Source organism: Edwardsiella ictaluri ATCC 33202, assembly GCF_000264785.1.
In the GTDB taxonomy this organism is placed as follows: domain Bacteria; phylum Pseudomonadota; class Gammaproteobacteria; order Enterobacterales; family Enterobacteriaceae; genus Edwardsiella; species Edwardsiella ictaluri.
Genome location: NZ_AFJI01000052.1, coordinates 12,265 through 30,598 on the forward strand (window position 1 = coordinate 12,265; position 18,334 = coordinate 30,598).

Here is an 18,334-nt window from a genome sequence, read left to right on the forward strand (position 1 = left end):
TGCAGATCTGGGGGCCGTGCCCGGTGTGGCTGTCGTATGGGGGAGGTGCGGTTGCGCTGCCCGCGTTTCTCAATCAAACCGGGCAAGGAGAGTGCGGAGGGCCCAGCGTCAGCGCAGCACCCTCCCAACGGTTAGCGGGCCAGCCAGCCCCCGTCAACGGCCAGGGTATAACCGTTGACATAGTCGGATGCCGGGGATGAGAGGAAGACCACCGGCCCCATCAGATCCTGCGGCAGGCCCCAGCGCGCTGCAGGAATACGCTCCAGGATCTCCTTGTTGCGGGATTCGTCGCTGCGCAGCTGCTGGGTGTTATTGGTGGCCATGTAGCCCGGCGCAATGGCGTTGACGTTGATGCCGTGCTTGGCCCACTCGTTGGCCAGCAGGCGGGTAACCCCCATCACCGCGCTCTTGGATGCGGTGTAAGAGGGGACCCGGATCCCCCCCTGGAACGAGAGCATGGAGGCGATGTTGATGATCTTGCCGCCCTGTCCCTGCGCAATAAACTGACGCGCCACGGCCTGCGACAGGAAGAAAACGCTCTTAATGTTCAGGTTCATCACGTCGTCCCAGTCCTTTTCGCTGAACTCCAGCGCATCCTGACGGCGGATGATCCCGGCATTGTTCACCAGAATATCGATATGACCACAGGCGGCGACGGCCTGGGACACCAGATCCGGGATCACCGCCTGATCGCGCAGGTCAGCGGTCAGGCTGACAAACTGGCGTCCCAGTGCGCGCACCTTTTCTGCGGTCTCCGTCGGCTCGACCACGTTGACGCCGACGATATCGCAGCCGGCCTGCGCCAGACCCAGCGCCATGCCCTGACCCAGACCGGTATCGCACCCGGTCACCATCGCAACTTTACCCTGCAGAGAGAATGTATCCAGAATCATGCCTTTTATCCTTTAATTGGCGCGCCGGCATCCCCGCCGACGTGCGGATGAATGAAAAATAACGGTTAGCGCAAATCGGTAATGGCGAGGTGGTCCATATCGTCAAAAACCTGGTTTTCCCCCACCATGCCCCAGATAAAGGTGTAGGCCCGGGTGCCGACGCCCGAATGGATAGACCAGCTGGGGGAGATCACGGCCTGTTCGTTGCGCATCACGATATGCCGCGTCTCCTGCGGTTCTCCCATCATGTGGAATACGCAGCTGTCCGGCGCCATATTGAAATAGAAGTAAACCTCCATGCGGCGCTCATGGGTGTGGCACGGCATGGTATTCCACAGGTTGCCCTCTTCAAGCTCCGTCAGACCCATCGACAGCTGACAGGTCGGCAGCACCTCCGGCACCATGTATTTATTGATGGTACGGCGGTTGCTGCTCTTGGTATCGCCCAAGGTCTGCGGAGAGACTTCAGCCGGAGTGATCTTGCGGTTTGGGTAGTGGGTATGGGCCGGCGCGCAGTTGTAGTAGAACTTGGCCGGGCAGGCGCTATCCAGGCTGGCGAAACGCAGGTCGCGGGCGCCCTGGCCGACATACAGCGCCTCACGCGGGCCGATTTCATAGCACTTACCGTCGACGTCAATGGTGCCGGGGCCGCCGATATTGATAACGCCCAGCTCGCGGCGCTCAAGAAAATAGCCGACGCCCAGCTGCTTTCCCACCTCGTTGCCGATAGAGACACTCTGCGTCACGGGCATGATGCCACCGACGATTATGCGATCGATATGGCTGTAGACCATGGTATAGCGATCGGCGTCGAAGACGGTATCGATGAGAAACTCACGACGCAGACCGGCGGTGTCGAGCTGCTTCGCGTGATCGCTGTGGATGCTTTGACGGACTTCCATTTTTACCTCGTTATGCTCAGTAACACCCGACGGGCTCAGGCTCAGGCATTGGGCCGATCCCGTGTGCTGATGAGGATCCTAACTCAATCCTTGCAGGGCTTCAATACAAAATGAAATACTGTTTTGATTTTTTAGAATCATGATTGCATTTTTATGGAATTCCCCGGAGGCTCCGGATCCCGTGGCCACCAGACAGTGGTTTCGTGGGGGGAGGGATGATTTTTAGCGGTTGTGCCGTGCCTTGCTTTTGAGATAACGGGGTAGCGTGGAGGTTTAAAATAATTTACGTGAATGCGCTGTCATTAGCGGGCTGAGGGGGTAAGCTCATTCCATAGGCAGTTTCCGTGCGCATGAGGGCTGCCATGGGAGGCCTCATGCGCAGTAAGACGCTGGAATCGACAAGGAGCAAAAAATGAGAAAATTGACGGTGATGGCGCTGGCGGCGTCGCTGGCGCTGGGCGTGGGGGCGGCCTGGGCACAGCCGCAGCAGGATGACGATACGCCGCCCTGCTGGCAGGACGGCGGTATGATGATGGGCTCTGGCTATCACCATATGATGTGGCGCGCCGGTCATCATGGACGCTACCGTGGTGGTATGTTTGATGGATTGACGCTCAGCGATGCGCAGCGTCAGCAGATGCGGGATATCGCGCGCCAGTATGCCGCTCAGAGCGACAGCGCCGCCTGGCACGATGCCTTTAAACAGCGCCAGCAGATCATTACCGGCGACAAATTTGACGAAAATGCCGTGCGTGCGCAGCTGGACGCCTCAGGCGCCAAGCGCAATCAGCAGCTGGTTCAGCGTTTGAAGATGGATCACCAGATGTACAACGTGCTGACGCCGGAGCAGAAAAAGGCCTTTAACGATAGCGCCGAGCGCGGTCTGCAGCAGATGCAGCAATATCACGATCGCGGGATGCATCAATAAATTAAGCGGATGGGGCGCCCCGCACCGCGGGGCTCTGATCAGTTTCAGCGAATTATCGGGGTTGTGCTGTATTTTTAACTGGATTAATTAATATTTTTCCTATGTAATTCTATTATCCCGCGCCGCGCTGGCAATTTTATTTACGGTGCGCCCGCTGACCGTGTCGGCATTGCCTTGCGCCGCGGTGGTGGCAGGGGATACGCCAGCGCAATAGCCAATTTTATCCCGACTCTTCATAATTAATCCATAATTAAGCTATTTCGCGTAATTCTGCTTTCAGTTATTTACACTGGATATAAGTACTTGAACTCTTTTCCGCTAAATTTATTTCCAGACACACGGCGAAATTACCGAACATAAATTGATACAGAGGAATTCTCAATGCGTAAAATGACGGCACTCCTTCTTGCTTCGACCCTGGCGTTGGGCGTTGGCGCGGCGAATGCGGCCGATAGTACCGCCGCGCAGGCGCAGAATGGCACGGGTAATGGTAATGGCATGGGGATGATGCACCATCAAAATCAGATGATGCAGAAAAAAGGCGCCCGGCACGACGGCGGCATGCTGGCCGGGATCCAGCTGACGCCGGAGCAGCGCCAGCAGATCCGCGACATTCGTCTGCAGTTCCGCAGCGCGCACCCGATGCACCATAACGTGGACCACTTTAAGCAGCTGCACCAGCTGGTTGCCAGCGATAAGTTTGATGAGGCGGCCGCGCGCGCGCAGATTGAGGCCAACAACAAAACGCGTAATGATGCGGCGCTGGCAAGGATGAAGATGGAAAACCAGATCTACAATCTGCTGACCCCGGAGCAGAAGACGCAGGTTAACCAGAATTTTGAAAAGCGCGTGCAGCTGATGCTGGATCGTCAGGGGAAAATGAATCAGTCCCAGCAGTAACCTTGACGCTGCGCTGAATAACGCCCCATTGGGGCGTTTTTTTATGGCGGAAGTAGCGGATAACCACGTCAGATTGCCCGCTACGCAAGACCACTGAGATCTGCGATAGATTAACCCGCAGGATGCGCGACGCCAGCGTTGCTGTATCCTGAGTCTGCGGCGTACCGCTTGCCAGAATGGCGATTTGCCGGTTTACGGCCCTATCTTGTTGCTGAGCCGTATCACGACAGGCCTGTCACGCTGGCACATGATGTGGTTTGGGGCTGTATCCTTCGGCACTTCCCGGCCATCGCTGCCCCAGTCGTCGCCGGTGAGCGTACCGATGTTGAATGGCATAAGGCGTGCCGGTAGCTCCCGGCAGGTTTCATCGGTTCGGGGGCCAAACCTGTAGGCCAGTACACCGCCTGTTTTGGTGTTGTACGCGTACCAGACCCGCGTTGCCAGGCTTTACTGCCAACGAGGCATCATTTTGTTCATCCAGTTCGCAGATAAGTGCCACATCAGCAGGGGTGACGGGAGAAGCGGTTATTCGCGTTGGCGCGTGCTTTTTAAAGTCCGGATGACGGTGTCAATGCCAATTTTCAGTGTACTGGCGGTATCGCGAACCCCGGCACCCTTGGCGGCATTTCAGTGATCTGCTCCTTTATTCCCGGTTTACGGGCTTCATAAGTGTAAGTGAGTTGAAACACCCGGTGGCAGCCATGGCAGCGAAACCGGTCATGGCCTACAGGGTTCTGGCCATGGCGGTAACCTGAGCAGAGTGACAAGGGGGACAATGAACCTTAACGCTGGCCATAAGGGAACCTAAACCCTATCTATAGCTCAGGGAGCTGTCGTCACTCCCCGCTTAAAACAATCCACGCGTCTGATGCGAGCTTAGGGGTTTCAGCCGGCGGCGTATACGCCATACGGGTATCGCCATTGATGGTATGTCCCGCCCCGTGGCGGCGGTGGAAAAGGCGCCAGTTACGCCGTTCCGGGCGTCTAAGGCTTGAAAGCCGGGCGCGCTCTACTCATACTGCAGACGGAATCCCTTCATTCTCCGTCGCCTGCGGCATCCGTGGGAGAATTAAGGGGCTCGACGCGGGGTAGGGCCTTTCTTCGCAGGCGCGCCGCGGTGCGTGAAGCGTGTTCCGTGTGTCAGAACGAGGCCCTTATCATCACCCTCCCTATCTCTGTTTAAGGATATCTGTCATGGCTGAAGAGACTATTTTTAGCAAAATTATCCGCGGTGAAATTCCCGCTGATGTGGTGTACCAGGACGATCTGGTCACGGCGTTTCGCGATATTTCGCCACAGGCGCCGAGCCATGTACTTATCGTGCCGAATACGTTGATCCCAACGGTGAACGATGTGCAGCCGCAGGATGAGGCGGCGTTGGGGCGGATGATCAGCACGGCGGCGAAAATCGCGCGCCAGGAGGGGGTTGATGAGAGCGGCTACCGCTTGGTGATCAACTGCAACCGTGACGCGGGGCAAGAGGTGTTCCATATCCATATGCATCTGCTCGGCGGACGCCCGCTGGGGCCATTGCTGGCGCGCTGACCGCGGCCAGAAACCGGGCAGGAGGGGGTATGGCAGGGAATCGCAGTTGGGCTACGCTGGCGCTATTGGCGCCGCTGTGGCTGGCCGGATGCGCAGCGCCGTCACGGATCCCGATCAACGCGGAGCAGCGGCTGGTGATGGAGCCGGGGCTGCTGGCGGCGGGTGTCACGGCCAGCGCGCCGCAGATAACGGTGCAGGAGAGCGGACGCACCGCCCAGGCACAGGTCAGCTACGGTGACGGAGAGGGCGGCGTGACGCTGCCGCTGCACTACCGTTTCTATTGGTATGATACCCGGGGGCTGGAGATCGCGCCCGCGCCGGCGCCAGTCCGCCTGACGCTGCAGAGTGGAGAACGGGTCAGACTGACGTCGTTCAGCCGGGATCCGCAGGCGCGTCAGGTGCGGCTATATCTTTATTACTGATGGGTAAACAGGATTGATCATGATGATGAAGAGAATGACGGGGATCGCGCTGGCCGCGCTGCTGCTAAGCGGCTGTCAGGGGCTGTTGCAGCGCGGTGAGAGACCCTCTCAGCCGCCGGCGCCAACGACATCGGCAAAGCCCAGCGTGGTGCCGACACCGCGGCCGCCGGTCGTCACCCCGGTACCGCAGCCGCCCAAGATGAGCAGCCTGGACTGGCAGGGTAGCTTTGCGCCGCTGATCGATCAGCTGTTGAGCGCTCAGGGGGGCGAGACCGGCAGTATTCTGCTGGTGGATGGGGTGCAAAATAAAACCAACGGTCAGCTGGGGATGGCCAACGCCAGCGAGGTGCTGCGCAGCGCGCTGGCCGGTAACCCCCGTTTTCAGCTGGTGTCGGCGGCGCAGTTGGCACAGGCCAAACAGAGTCTGGGGCTGGCGGCCAATGACAGCCTCGGATCGCGCAGTAAGGCGATCGGTTTGGCGCGGCAGGTGAGTGCCCAGTATGTGCTGTATACCACCGTCAGCGGCAATGTGCAGGCGCCGCGTCTGGCGATGCAGCTGATGCTGGTGCAGAGCGGGGAGATCATCTGGTCGGGTAAAGGCTCGGTTGCGCTCTGATCCGTCGGCCGTACAGGCGCAGCTGCGGGCGGTGCTGTGCCGCCGATTTCCCTCGCTGCCGGGCGCCGGCTGGCAGTTTAGCCTGACGCAGGGGCTAAGCGGCGATAACTGGCGCGCGCAAAATGGTGACAGCGTCACTATTTTACTGCGTCCGATAATGCTGCAGCGGCACCATCTGGGCATCGATCGGCGTCGTGAGGGGCGGGCGCTGCGGATGGGCGCCGCGGCCGGGCTGGGGCCAACCTGCTATGGGGCCGTTGATGGCTGGCTGTTGGCCGGTTGGCTGCCCGGCGAAACGCTGGCGCCGGGGGCGCTGTCTACGGCGCAGCTGGCGGCGCTCGTCGTGCGCCTGCACCGCCTGCCGCCGCGTCTGACAGCGCGCTCGCTGCGGCGCTATTGCGCCGCCTACTGGGCGCAGCTGGCGCCCGGGCGCCGCGGATTTCTGGCGCAGCGCGTGCACCGCCGCTGGCAGCGCCGCCGTGAGCCGCGGCCCCTTAAGCTGGCGCTGCTGCATATGGATATTCACGATGGCAATCTGATCGACGCCGACGGTGCCGTGGGGCTGATCGACTGGGAGTATGCCGCCAGCGGCGATATCGCGCTGGATTTGGCGGCGCTGAGCCGTAACTATGCCCTGAACGGCGCCGGACGGGCCGGGCTGGTCGCAGCCTACTGTCGTCATGGGGGCTATAGTGACGCCGCACGTCTGCTGCATCAGCTGAATCGCTGGCTGGGCTGGGTGGACTATATGGCCTGGCTGTGGTTTGAGTTGCGCTGGCAGCAGACCCAACAACCTATTTACCGTCAGCAGGCCGATGTCCTGCTGCGCAATTTAACCCAATAATCCATGCGGCGCGCGGCGCCGCCAGAGAGGAGACGTCGTGTGGGTCCTGTAATGCTGGATGTTGTCGGCCATGAGCTGGATGCCGAGGAGCGTGAGATCCTGGATCATCCGTTGGTCGGTGGCGTGATCCTGTTTAGCCGTAATTTTGACGATCCGGCACAGCTGCGTGAGCTGGTGCGCCAAATCCGCCAGGCGGCACGCCACCCTTTACTGGTGACCGTCGATCAGGAGGGGGGACGGGTGCAGCGCTTCCATCAGGGGTTTACCCGCCTGCCGGCAGCGCAGTCCTATGCCGCGCTCAACACGCCGCAGGAGGCGCAGCGTCTGGCGTTGGAGGGCGGCTGGCTGATGGCCTGCGAGATGATCGCCATGGATATCGATCTGAGTTTTGCCCCGGTGCTGGATTTGGGGCACGGCAGTGCCGCCATCGGCGAACGTGCGTTCCACCGGGAGGCAGAGAGCGCCATTCCGCTGGCGCAGGCGTTTATCGACGGGATGCACCAGGCGGGAATGAAGGCGACCGGCAAGCATTTTCCGGGGCATGGCAAGGTGAGTGCGGACTCCCATAAAGAGACGCCGATCGACGCGCGTCCGCTGGTGCAAATCGTTGAGCATGATATGGTTATTTTCAGGACGCTGAATGCGTGCGGCAAGCTGGATGCGGTCATGCCTGCCCACGTGATCTATTCACAGGCGGATTCCCGCCCGGCCAGCGGCTCACCCTACTGGCTGCAGCAGGTACTGCGCCAGACCCTGGGCTTCGAGGGGGTGGTCTTCTCGGACGATCTATCGATGAACGGCGCCGCGGTGATGGGCAGCTATGCGCAGCGGGCGCAAGCGTCTCTGGATGCCGGCTGCGATATGGTGCTGGTATGCAATAACCGCCAGGGTGCTATCAGCGTGCTGGACCACCTGTCTGCTGCGGGGTCACCGCGTATTGCCCGCCTGCGTCACCGTGGTCAGGTTGATCGCGAGGGGCTGATGGGCAGCGCGCGCTGGAAGCAGGCGCATCAGGATTTGCAACGCTTACACCAGCGTTGGGAGGAGGCCAAACAGGCCTGAGATCTGGCGCCGGATAACTTATCAGGTGCGGGGCCGCCGCCGTGTGCGGCGTTGATGACACGTGCGGGAGACCGCTTAGGGAGACGTATGATTATTTATTTACATGGTTTCGACTCCACCAGTCCGGGCAATCATGAAAAGGTACTGCAGCTGCAGTTTATCGATACGGATGTGCGGCTGATCAGCTACAGCACGCGTCATCCGCGGCATGACATGCAGTATCTGCTCAACGAGGTGAGTCGGGTCGTCCGTCAGGGTGATGATCCGGGGGCGCTGATCTGCGGCGTCGGGCTCGGGGGATTCTGGGCCGAGCGCATCGGGTTTCTCTGCGGCATCCGCCAGGTGATGGTGAATCCGAACCTGTTCCCGCAGGAGACGATGCCGGGGCTCATCGATCGCCCCGAAGAGTACGCGGATATCGCCACCAAGTGCGTGGAGAATTTCCGCAGCCGTAACCGCGGCCGCAGCCTGGTGCTGCTGTCGCGCCACGATGAGGTGCTGGACAGTCAGCGTAGCGCCGGGCTGCTGGCGCCGTACTATGATGTGGTGTGGGATGAGCAGCAGGGGCATAAGTTCTCCAGCCTGTCACCGCATCTGCAGCGGATCCGCGCGTTTAAGAGCGTGGCCTGAGGGGCGATGGCAGGGGGAGAGGCTCCCCCTGCGCTGGGGGATTAGCGTCCGGCCTTCAGCTTCTGGAAATCGGTTTCGTAGATTTCGCTGGCGCTGCCGACGTCATTCTGCCACTCGCCTTTGGCGATGGTCTCCGCATCCGGATAGAGCGACTTGTCGCTGACCACCTCTTTAGGCAGCAGCTTTTGGGCCGCCAGGTTCGGGGTTGGATAGCCGATGGTTTCCGCGACCTGCGCGGCGACGTCCGGGCGCAGCAGGAAGTTAATCAGCTTCATCGCGCCTTCGGGGTTTTTGGCATTGGCCGGAATAGCCAGGCTGTCCATCCAGAAAATGGCGCCCTCTTTTGGCCAGACGATCTGCACCGGGGTGTCGGCCTGACGCGCCACATAGGCGGAGCCATTCCAGATCATGCCCAGATTGACCTCGCCCTCCATAAACGGGTTGGCCGGGTTATCGGAGTTGAAGGCCAGTACGTTGGGCATCAGCTTTACCAGCTCCTGATAGGCCGCCTGGATCTGCTTGGGATCGGTGGTATTGCCTGAGTAACCCAGCTTGCGCAGGGCTATCTGGAACACTTCGCGCGCATCGTCCGTCAGCAGCAGGCTGCCCTTATACTCCGGCTTCCACAGGTCGGCCCAGCTGGTCACGCTGGCTGGATCGATGACATCGCTGTTGACCCCGATCGCCGTCGCACCCCAGATGTAGGGGATGGAGTAGTCATTTTTCGGGTCAAACGACTTGTGTAGCAGATTGGGATCCAGGTTGTGGAAGTTGCTCAGCTTATCGCGATCGATCTTTTGCAGCATCCCTTCGTTACGCATCTTGGCGACATAGTAGGTGGAGGGTACCACCAGATCGTAGGCGCCTTCCCGGTACGTCTTCAGCTTGGCGTACATGGTTTCGTTGGATTCATAAGTCGAATAGATGACTTTGATTCCGGTTTCCCTGGTGAACTGCTCCAGCAGTCCCGGCGGGACATATTCGGTCCAGTTGTAGAAGTAGACCGTATTATTGTCGGTTTTCGGCGCATCGGCAGCATGTGCGGCATGAGCTCCCATTGCCAGCAAACCTGCGGCTACCAGAGGTGACCACTTTTTCATTCAGCGTATCCCTATAGTGAAGGTCGAAACAGAAGATGGAACTGTCCGCTGTCGTAACACCTTGGCGTACCACAACAAACAGGCGGGCTATTATAGGAGCGGTGGCGGTGGGGGTAAAGCCTTGGCCGCTGTCGGCCGCTGGCGGCCAAGCGTACCGTCGGCAAGGGGCGTGGACGGCGGTGTGGCGGAGATTAGCGAGACGACTGTTGGTTGAGTCGGGCGTAGGCCTGCTCATGAAAGCCCTGGCGGCGTGACCCGCTCCCCGTATGTGGTCTATGCATAATCAGGAATAACCGGCCTTATTCTGGCTGCATATTCTGGCAACCGGCGGATTTTTCAGTAAACGCTGGGGGCATCCAGCCCGGTGCACAATGGGGACGACGCGGGTTATAGCGTATGTGACAGGTCTCGATTTTGCCCGTTCATCCTCCAGAGAGATGCACCCGTTCTCATTCAGACCCGCCTGCCTTAACCTGCCGTTGAAGGATCCCACCGTCGCGTTGTCCGCCGGTGTTCCCGGGCGGGAGACGCCGATCCCGCTTTCATACACCCAACTATCCAATATGTTCCCTGCAAATCCAGAGCCATTATCGGCTTTCAGCACCTGCGGTAAAGGACGCCTGTGCACTATGCTATCCAGCATCCCGGCCACGTCTGTCGGACGCCTATCCTTCCTGCAGCATCGTCTTGTCGGGGCTGAGATCAATAGACATCTTCTCTCTTCAGCCGTAGATTTCCTTTGCCCGTTGCCGCATAGGTTTGAGTTCAGAGGGGGAAATTTCGCCGTATTGCTTTCGTCAGGTGTAAAAGTGGTGCCGGAGATACCCAGCTTGCGGCAGACATCGGGCACGGACGTATCCAGCTCAGTCTGCTTCAGGGCAAAGACAATCTGCTCTTCAGTGAATCGTGACTTTTGCATCGGCACCACCTCGGTTCAGGGGCGTGTTTATCATGCCGGAATGCTGTTTCTGAATGGCGCAGGATTTTGGGGCAGGGTCAAATCCAAACAGCCGCCTGGAACTAGGGCCGCATGGTTAACAGCACGGCGATACCGATTAAATCGCCGAAGATAAATGCGGTAACAAAAAAGATAATTGGCCTCCCGGAAAGGGGGACGATGCAAGGCAGGCGGCGTAGAGGCCGCCTGCCTTGAGACTAGCTGCGGGTGCGGTCGCGCAGGATCAGCTGGCTGGCGAGCACCAGCAGCAGCGACAGCGCCAGCAGGATGGTGGCCAGGGCGTTGACCTCCGGAGAGACCCCCACCTTGACCATCGAGTAGATTTTCAGCGGCAGGATCTCATAGCCCGGCCCGGTGACAAAGGAGGAGACCACGACATCGTCCATCGACAGTGTGAAGCTCAGCAGCCAGCCCGCGGCCACCGCCGGCATGGCCAGTGGCAGCAGGATTTTGCGCAGGATAACCAGCTCGCTGGCGCCGAGATCGCGGGCGGCCTCCAGCATGCGGACGTCAAAGCCCCGCAGACGGGAGTAGACGGTGACCACCACGAAGGGCAGGCAGAAGGTAATGTGCGAGAACAGCAGGGACCAGAATCCCAGGGAGACCCCCAGCAGCATAAACAGCACCAGCAGTGAGATGGCCATGACGATATCCGGGGACATCATGACCACAAACAGCATACCGCTGACGAAGGGCTTGCCGCGGAAGTGATAGCGGAACAGCGCCACGGCGGTCAGGGAGCCTATCAGGGTGGCAAAGGTGGCGGAGAGCACAGCCATGGTGATCGAGTGGCCCGCCGCCTGCAACAGGCTATCGTTGTTCATCAGCGTGCTGTACCAGCTCAGGGTAAAGCTTTTCCAGCTGATGCCGAAGCGCGAGCTGTTAAACGAGTTCGCGATCAAAATAATGATAGGGATATATAAGTAAGCGTAGATGAGGGACATGAAGCCCCCGCGCATCAGGCGTCCGAGCATGGCAGATCCTCCCGGGCGGCGCGGCATACGCACGCGTTATACTTATGCAGATTAGACAATTTTGTTATCTTCTCCAAACCATTCGACAAAATTTTATAATATAAAACAAATGGATATTAAATATTGACCTCTCGGTACGACGCCAACACCGCGCCTGTCCGTCAGTCTGCCAAATCGCTGGCCTTACGGTTGAGCAGCTTACCGACCCGGTAGTAGATCAGCAGCATCACCCCCATCACCAGCGTCAGGCAGATGCTGGTGGCGGCGCCAAACGGCCAGTCGCGGATATTGAGGAACTGGCTCTTGATGACGTTGCCGATCAGCAGGTTTTTGGCGCCGCCCAGCAGGTCGGCGATGTAGAACATGCCCAGCGACGGCAGCAGCACCAGCAGGCAGCCGGCGACGATCCCCGGCATGGTCAGCGGGACGATGATGCGCATGAAGGTCTGTAGCCGGTTGGCGCCCAGGTCGCGCGCCGCCTCCAGCACCGAGCGATCCAGCTTTTCAATGCTGGAGTAGAGCGGCATCACCATAAAGGGCAGCAGAATGTAAATCAGCCCCAGCACCACCGCCGTGGAGGTGTACATCAGCCGCAGCGGCTGATCGATGATGCCGACCCAGAGCAGGAAGTCGTTGAGGTAGCCGCGGGTGCTGAGGAACAGCTTCAGCCCGTAGATCCGGATCAGCGAGTTGGTCCAGAACGGGACGATCAGCAGAAACAGCAGCAGCGGGCGTACCCGGTGGGGCAGCCGCGCCAGAATAAAGGCAAAGGGATAGCCGATGACCAGACAGCACAGGGTGGCGATCAGCGCCATGTTGAGCGAGTGCAGCAGCACCTCGGCATACAGCGGATCGAACAGCCGGGCGTAGTTGCCCCAGGTGAACACCATCTGTACCAGGCTGGCGTCATCGCGGGTCAGAAAGCTGGTGCCGATGATCATCAGGTTAGGCAGGAAGACGAACAGCGACAGCCAGCCTACCACCAGCGCGATCACGACATTTTGAAACAGTTTACGCGATTTCTTCATCAGGCAGCACCACCTCCCAGCTTTCGACCCAGGTGACTGCGACCTTCTGATCGAGCGAATGGTCTACGTCGGGATCGTCCTCGTTGAAAAACTCGCTGACCATCACCATCTTGCCGTTTTCCAGTTCTACGCTGGACTCCAGGGTCATCCCTTTGTAGTTGCGCTCGCGCACATAGCCGATGATACCGTCGACCTGCTCGCTGTCGCTGATCTCCTCCACGCGCAGGTCTTCCGGCCGCAGCAGCACCTTGAGTCGGTCGCCCTGGCTGACCGGCAACACCGGGTTGACGTAGATATCGCATTCGCGTCCCTCTACGTTGGCGCGCACCCGCTGCTCATCGATACGCTGCAGCACCTCGGCATCGAATATGTTGATTTCGCCGATAAAGCTGGCCACAAACAGGTTTTTCGGCTCCTCGTAGATCTCACGCGGCGAGCCGTCCTGCTCGATACGTCCATCGCGCATCACGATGATGCGGTCGGACATGGTCAGCGCCTCTTCCTGATCGTGGGTGACGAAGATAAAGGTAATGCCCAGCTTGCGCTGCAGCGCCTTCAGCTCGTTCTGCATCTGCTTGCGCAGCTTGTAGTCCAGCGCCGACAGCGACTCGTCCAGCAGCAACACCCGCGGTTTATTGACCACCGCGCGGGCGATGGCCACCCGCTGCTGCTGGCCGCCGGAGAGCTGATGTGGGCGGCGCTGGGCCAGCTCGTCCAGCTGCACCATGCGCAGGGCATCCATGACGCGCGGCGCGATGTCATGGTGCGGGGTTTTCTGCATGCGCAGGCCAAAGGCCACGTTTTCAAAGACGCTCATGTGCGGAAACAGGGCGTAGCTCTGGAAGACGGTATTGACGTGGCGCTGCTCGGCCGGCTGGTGGGTGATCTCCTCGCCATCCAGTGCAACATGGCCGCTGTCGACCTCTTCCAGCCCGGCGATCAGGCGTAGCACTGTGGTCTTGCCACAGCCGGAGGGGCCAAGAATAGTGACAAATTCACCGTGATTAATACTCAGGTCGAGATCGGGAATGATCGCTTTGCCGTCAAAGGATTTGCGGATATGGGTCAGGCATACGACCGGAAGCGCCTGGGCGTCTACAGAGGAAGTCTCAGTCATTTAATAGTTACTCTATCCCGAGAGATGTTGCAGATAGAACCGCCGCTGAAAAAGACTGCGTGAGCAAACCGGGACTCCCGGGCGCTCGAAACCAGCGGCGTCGATCAAATTTTTAGAGCGCGCATGATAGACCCTGCGGGCAATAATTGAAAGCTAAGGCGTGCAGAATTCACGGATTTCCTGCGTAAATCCCGACATTTGCTCCGATTCGTTTACAAATTATTCACCGCTTTTGCTGAATCTGGATAGAGGTCATATTTTTTCTGTCAGGAGAAAAGGCAAACCCCGGTAAAAATGACCTGACGCAATATTTCGCCGGAGGTGGCTCCGCATAATGGGGCAACAAGAAGGGAGAAAATACCAAATGAATAACTTACTTGATCGTTTTCTTAACTATGTTTCGTTTGACACACAGTCCAAGCCCGGAGTACGTCAGGTTCCGAGCACCGAGGGACAGTTCAGGCTGGCCCGCGCACTGCAAAGCGAGCTGCTGGCGCTGGGGCTGGAGCAGGTCACGCTCAGCGAACACGGCTGCGTGATGGCGACGCTGCCCGCCAACGTGGCCTGGCCGGTGCCAACCATCGGTTTTATCGCCCATATGGATACGGCGCCGGACGCCAGTGGTAAAAACGTGAATCCGCAGATCGTCGAAAATTACCGCGGTGGCGATATCGCCCTGGGGATCGGCGATGAAATTCTCTCTCCGGTGATGTTTCCGGTGCTGCACCAGCTGCTGGGGCAGACCCTGATCACCACCGACGGCAAAACCCTGCTGGGGGCCGACGATAAGTCGGGGATCGCCGAAATTATGACGGCGATGGTGCGTCTCAAGCAGGGAAATACCCCCCACGGTGAGATCCGGGTAGCCTTTACCCCGGATGAAGAGGTGGGTAAGGGCGCCCAGCATTTCGACGTCGCGGCCTTTGGCGCGGAGTGGGCCTACACCGTGGACGGTGGTGGCGTGGGCGAGCTGGAGTGTGAAAACTTTAATGCGGCCTCCGTCAACATCAAGATCATCGGCAATAACGTACATCCGGGCAGCGCCAAGGGGGTGATGGTTAACGCCCTGGGGTTGGCAAACCGTATTCATGCGCTGCTGCCGGCGGCGGAGGTGCCGGAGCAGACCGACGGCTATGAGGGGTTCTACCACCTGGTGTCGATGAAGGGCAGCGTGGAGAAGGCCGAGATGCACTACATCGTGCGCGACTTCAGCCGCGAGGGGTTTGAGGCGCGCAAGAAGCACATGATGGCGATTGCCAAGCAGGTGGGCCAGGGATTGCACCCGGACTGCTACATCGAGGTGACGCTGGACGACAGTTACTACAATATGCGTGACGAGGTGGCGAAGCACCCTCATATCGTCGCCCTGGCGCGTCAGGCGATGTGCGATCTGGCGATCGAGCCCATCGAGCGGCCGATCCGCGGCGGCACCGATGGGGCGCAGCTGTCATTCCACGGCCTGCCGTGCCCGAACCTGTTTACCGGTGGCTATAACTTCCACGGCAAGCATGAGTTTATTACGCTGGAGGGGATGGAGAAGGCGGTATCGGTGATCATGCGTATCGCTGAGCTGACCGCCGGGCGCGCACGCGTCGCCGGATAATCTGGACCGCTGTACGGCGGCCGGGGATGGCCGTCGTATCCGGGGTGTCGCGCGATGGGCGGGGCACCCCGTGTTTTGCGCCGGATTCAGCAGGTGCCGTTGGTGAACAGGCGCGTCAGGTGCTCACGGTAGCGCGCCACATTGTGCTCGACGTCCGGCCGCTTGATGACGTCGGTGCACAGGAAGGTCGGCAGGGGCGCCATACCGAGGAACTGGTTGGCCTTGTGAAAGTGCAGGTAGACGCCGTCGATCCCCTGGCCGTGGAAGAACTGGGCCGGATCGTCAAAGGCCTCCTGCGGCGCATTCCAGGTTAGCGACAGCATATATTTTTTGTCCTGCAGCAGTCCGCCGGAACCATATTTTTTACTGGTGTCGGCGCGGGTACGGCCATCGTTGGTGTACAGACGGCCATGACCGGCGGTGAAGACCTCATCAAGGTATTTTTTGACGATCCAGGGTTCCCCCATCCACCATCCCGGCATCTGATAGATGATGCAGTCCGCCCACAGGAGATTCTCCACCTCCTGTGCTACTTGGTATCCCTCAGCGATCGTCGTCGCGCGCAGCTGGTGTCCCAGCTCGCCCAGGTGCTCTTGGGCGGTGTCGTGTAGCGTGGTGTTCAACTGGCCGTTCGAGTGGCCGAAGGGTTTCATGCCGTTAAGCAATAGGATATGACTCATGACTGGCTCCAGTGCGCCCGATGGGCAGCATGACGGATACGTAAATGAATGTTTATAAAACTATCATTGTGATTACTCTATTGGAACGCGTCGCGGCGGGAGAGGGCACAAAAAGGGCCGTTGGGCATCAGGGGATCGCCTAAAAAAATGGCCCGCGCGGGGCGGGCCAGAGCCTTCAGATCAGGCGCTGAAGGGGCGGGCGATCAGGCTGCGGGTATCGAGGCGAACCTCGCTCAGGGTCACCGGAACGGTATCGCCCTGGCGGTAGACGACGCGGCCTTTCACCTGAAGGGTGCCGTTCTCCTGACTGCATACCATCTCGTCGCGCACGGCATGGATAAAGGAGGCCGGAATAAAGGCCACCGCGCCATTTTCCAGCAGGCGGACGCGCATGCCACCGCGTGAGATATCGATGATCTCGGCGTTGAATGGAATCGGGGCGTTAACCCTCTCCTTCAGGAAGCGGGCGTACAGCCAGTCGCCGACGTCGCGCTCCGCCATCCGGTTCTGGCGGCGGCGCTCGGCCAGCTGCTGCGTCATTGCCTGGACCGGCCGCGTCGTCGGCTTACCGGCGATCAGTGCCTTCAGCAGACGGTGGTTGACCATATCGCCATACTTGCGGATCGGTGAAGTCCAGGTGGCGTAGGCCTCCAGCCCCAGGCCAAAGTGCGGCCCCGGCTCGGTGCTGATTTCGGCAAAGGTCTGGAAGCGGCGGATACGGCTATCCAGGAAGGTGCCCGGCAGCGAGTCGAGATGGCGGCGCAGGGTGCAGAAGCCGTCCAGGGTCAGCAGCGCTTCGGCGTTGGTGGCGACGTCGTTGGCGTTCAGTAATGAGACGGCCTGTTCCACCAGCGCCGGATCGAAGCCGGTATGGACGTTGTAGATCCCGAATCCGAGGCCTTCGCGCAGCACCAGCGCCGCACAGACGTTGGCAGTGATCATGCACTCTTCCACGATGCGGTTGGCCACGCGGCGCGGCTCCGCGACGATATCGGTGACGTTGCCGTGATCGTCGAGGACAAAGCGGTAGTCCGGGCGATCGCGGAACACCAGGGCATGCTGCTGACGCCACTGGGTACGGGCGTTGGCCACGCGGTGCAGCAGGCGGATCTGGGCAGCGATATCGTCGCTCGGCGGCTGCCAGTCGCCGCAGTCCTCCAGCCAGTCGGAAACCCGATCGTAGGCCAGCTTGGCTTTGGACTCGATCCAGCCGCTGAAGAAGCGGATGTCGTTGCGCAGACCGCCGTCGGCGTCGAGGGTGACCTCGCAGGCCAGCACCGGACGGCGCTGCCCTTCGCGCAGTGAGCACAGGTCGTCGGAGAGATCGCGCGGCAGCATCGGGATGTTAAAGCCCGGGAGATAGGTGGTGAAGGCGCGATGACACGCTTCGGCGTCCAGCGGGCTGTCGGCGCTGACGTAGGCCGTCGGATCGGCGATGGCAATGGTCAGACGCAGGCTGCCGTCGGGGTTCTCGCGCACGTGCAGCGCATCATCCATGTCTTCGGTGCTGGCGCTGTCGATGGTGACAAACGGCAGCGCGCACAGATCTTCGCGATCCAGTCCCTCCTCCAGCAGGGTTCCCGCCTGCCACTGCGGTGCACTGCACGCCAGATCGTGACGGGCCAGGGTGACCCACCAAGGGGCAAAGTGGTCGCCGCCGTCGGTGATGAAGGCGGTGATCTCGGCAAAGAAGCTGCGGTCGCCCTTCAGTGGGTGGCGGCGCATTTCGGCCAGCACCCAGTCTCCCTGCCTGAAGGCGCGATCCAGACCGCGTGCCGGACGACAGCCGATGGCGTCTTTCAACAGCGGATGGTCCGGGATAATGGACAGGCGCTCATCGTTCTCTTTTTTCTGAATACGGCCGACAAAACGGGTCAGGAATGGCTCCAACAGCTCTTCCGGCTCGGCGATTTCACGCTCTTTATCAACCTGAACGGCGGCACGGATGCGGTCACCGTGCATCACTTTCTTCATTTGCGGCGGTGGAATGAAATAGCTTTTCTGCGCGTCAACCTCTAAAAAGCCAAAGCCTTTGTCGGTTCCCTTGACCACGCCTTCCACACGGGGAGTCTGCGAGTGAAGTTGCTGTTTTAGCTGGGCAAGCAGCGGGTTGTCCTGAAACATAGTGTGAA

Annotated in this window: 18 protein-coding genes and 1 pseudogene; 9 read left to right on the forward strand and 10 right to left on the reverse strand. The window is 59.8% G+C overall.

The features are described from left to right. Window positions 1–131: 131 nt before the first annotated feature. A complete protein-coding gene (kduD, locus tag EIEH_RS06435) occupies window positions 132–893 on the reverse strand; it encodes a 2-dehydro-3-deoxy-D-gluconate 5-dehydrogenase KduD (RefSeq protein WP_015871125.1) in 762 nt (253 codons plus the stop codon). Between the two features lie 65 nt (window positions 894–958). Next, on the reverse strand, window positions 959–1,795 hold the full coding sequence (gene kduI / locus EIEH_RS06440; protein ID WP_015871126.1) for a 5-dehydro-4-deoxy-D-glucuronate isomerase: 837 nt from the start codon (window positions 1,793–1,795) through the stop codon (window positions 959–961). 412 nt (window positions 1,796–2,207) lie between these two features. On the opposite strand from kduI, the gene EIEH_RS06445 reads away from it, so the two are divergent. Beyond that, entirely contained in the window at window positions 2,208–2,723 is a 516-nt protein-coding gene (locus EIEH_RS06445; RefSeq protein WP_015871128.1) for a Spy/CpxP family protein refolding chaperone, read from the forward strand. 381 nt (window positions 2,724–3,104) lie between these two features. Next, window positions 3,105–3,623: a Spy/CpxP family protein refolding chaperone gene (locus tag EIEH_RS06450; RefSeq protein WP_035609074.1), complete on the forward strand. Its 519-nt coding sequence runs from the start codon at window positions 3,105–3,107 to the stop codon at window positions 3,621–3,623. 267 nt (window positions 3,624–3,890) lie between these two features. On the opposite strand, the pseudogene EIEH_RS18440 reads toward EIEH_RS06450, so the two are convergent. Then, window positions 3,891–4,419, reverse strand: a pseudogene (locus tag EIEH_RS18440) (IS1 family transposase); the annotation flags it as partial. A gap of 398 nt (window positions 4,420–4,817) precedes the next feature. Here EIEH_RS18440 and hinT point away from each other — a divergent pair. The 6 genes from hinT to ycfP all read left to right on the forward strand — a co-directional run bounded on the left by hinT (window position 4,818) and on the right by ycfP (window position 8,742). Beyond that, on the forward strand, window positions 4,818–5,168 hold the full coding sequence (hinT, locus tag EIEH_RS06460) for a purine nucleoside phosphoramidase (RefSeq protein WP_015871131.1): 351 nt from the start codon (window positions 4,818–4,820) through the stop codon (window positions 5,166–5,168). Between the two features lie 29 nt (window positions 5,169–5,197). Further along, window positions 5,198–5,590 (forward strand): YcfL family putative periplasmic lipoprotein, encoded by a 393-nt coding sequence (locus EIEH_RS06465; protein WP_015871132.1) that lies wholly within the window; start codon window positions 5,198–5,200, stop codon window positions 5,588–5,590. 25 nt (window positions 5,591–5,615) lie between these two features. Then, complete coding sequence (gene lpoB / locus EIEH_RS06470) at window positions 5,616–6,206, forward strand: penicillin-binding protein activator LpoB (RefSeq protein WP_035609107.1); 591 nt, start codon at window positions 5,616–5,618, stop codon at window positions 6,204–6,206. Then, the gene (locus EIEH_RS06475; protein ID WP_035609077.1) at window positions 6,196–7,050 is read left to right on the forward strand and encodes a phosphotransferase; all 855 of its coding nucleotides are present in this window, start codon (window positions 6,196–6,198) and stop codon (window positions 7,048–7,050) included. Before lpoB ends, EIEH_RS06475 begins: the two co-directional genes overlap by 11 nt. 39 nt (window positions 7,051–7,089) lie before the next feature. Next, window positions 7,090–8,112 carry a beta-N-acetylhexosaminidase gene (gene nagZ / locus EIEH_RS06480; protein WP_015871136.1) on the forward strand — a complete coding sequence of 341 codons (1,023 nt, stop codon included), beginning with the start codon at window positions 7,090–7,092 and terminating at the stop codon, window positions 8,110–8,112. A gap of 87 nt (window positions 8,113–8,199) precedes the next feature. Continuing rightward, window positions 8,200–8,742: an alpha/beta hydrolase YcfP gene (gene ycfP / locus EIEH_RS06485; protein ID WP_015871137.1), complete on the forward strand. Its 543-nt coding sequence runs from the start codon at window positions 8,200–8,202 to the stop codon at window positions 8,740–8,742. Window positions 8,743–8,783: 41 nt separating this feature from the next. Here ycfP and potD read toward each other — a convergent pair whose 3' ends face one another. The 5 genes from potD to potA form a co-directional block, all read right to left on the reverse strand. Continuing rightward, complete coding sequence (potD, locus tag EIEH_RS06490) at window positions 8,784–9,842, reverse strand: spermidine/putrescine ABC transporter substrate-binding protein PotD (protein ID WP_015871138.1); 1,059 nt, start codon at window positions 9,840–9,842, stop codon at window positions 8,784–8,786. A gap of 283 nt (window positions 9,843–10,125) precedes the next feature. Then, complete coding sequence (locus EIEH_RS19945; protein WP_050977406.1) at window positions 10,126–10,761, reverse strand: transposase; 636 nt, start codon at window positions 10,759–10,761, stop codon at window positions 10,126–10,128. A gap of 236 nt (window positions 10,762–10,997) precedes the next feature. Continuing rightward, window positions 10,998–11,774, reverse strand: coding sequence for a spermidine/putrescine ABC transporter permease PotC (gene potC, locus EIEH_RS06500; RefSeq protein ID WP_015871139.1), 777 nt, complete (start codon window positions 11,772–11,774; stop codon window positions 10,998–11,000). A gap of 161 nt (window positions 11,775–11,935) precedes the next feature. Continuing rightward, window positions 11,936–12,802 (reverse strand): spermidine/putrescine ABC transporter permease PotB, encoded by an 867-nt coding sequence (gene potB, locus EIEH_RS06505; RefSeq protein ID WP_015871140.1) that lies wholly within the window; start codon window positions 12,800–12,802, stop codon window positions 11,936–11,938. Continuing rightward, complete coding sequence (gene potA, locus EIEH_RS06510; protein WP_015871141.1) at window positions 12,786–13,919, reverse strand: spermidine/putrescine ABC transporter ATP-binding protein PotA; 1,134 nt, start codon at window positions 13,917–13,919, stop codon at window positions 12,786–12,788. The genes potB and potA overlap by 17 nt, the downstream gene beginning before the upstream one ends. 364 nt (window positions 13,920–14,283) lie before the next feature. Between potA and pepT the strand changes: the two genes are divergently transcribed. Beyond that, on the forward strand, window positions 14,284–15,522 hold the full coding sequence (gene pepT / locus EIEH_RS06515) for a peptidase T (RefSeq protein ID WP_015871142.1): 1,239 nt from the start codon (window positions 14,284–14,286) through the stop codon (window positions 15,520–15,522). 86 nt (window positions 15,523–15,608) lie between these two features. On the opposite strand, the gene EIEH_RS06520 is transcribed toward pepT, so the two are convergent. Then, window positions 15,609–16,202: an NAD(P)H-dependent oxidoreductase gene (locus EIEH_RS06520; RefSeq protein ID WP_015871143.1), complete on the reverse strand. Its 594-nt coding sequence runs from the start codon at window positions 16,200–16,202 to the stop codon at window positions 15,609–15,611. Window positions 16,203–16,382: 180 nt separating this feature from the next. Then, a complete protein-coding gene (locus tag EIEH_RS06525) occupies window positions 16,383–18,326 on the reverse strand; it encodes an exoribonuclease II (protein WP_015871144.1) in 1,944 nt (647 codons plus the stop codon). Between the last annotated feature and the right edge of the window lie 8 nt (window positions 18,327–18,334).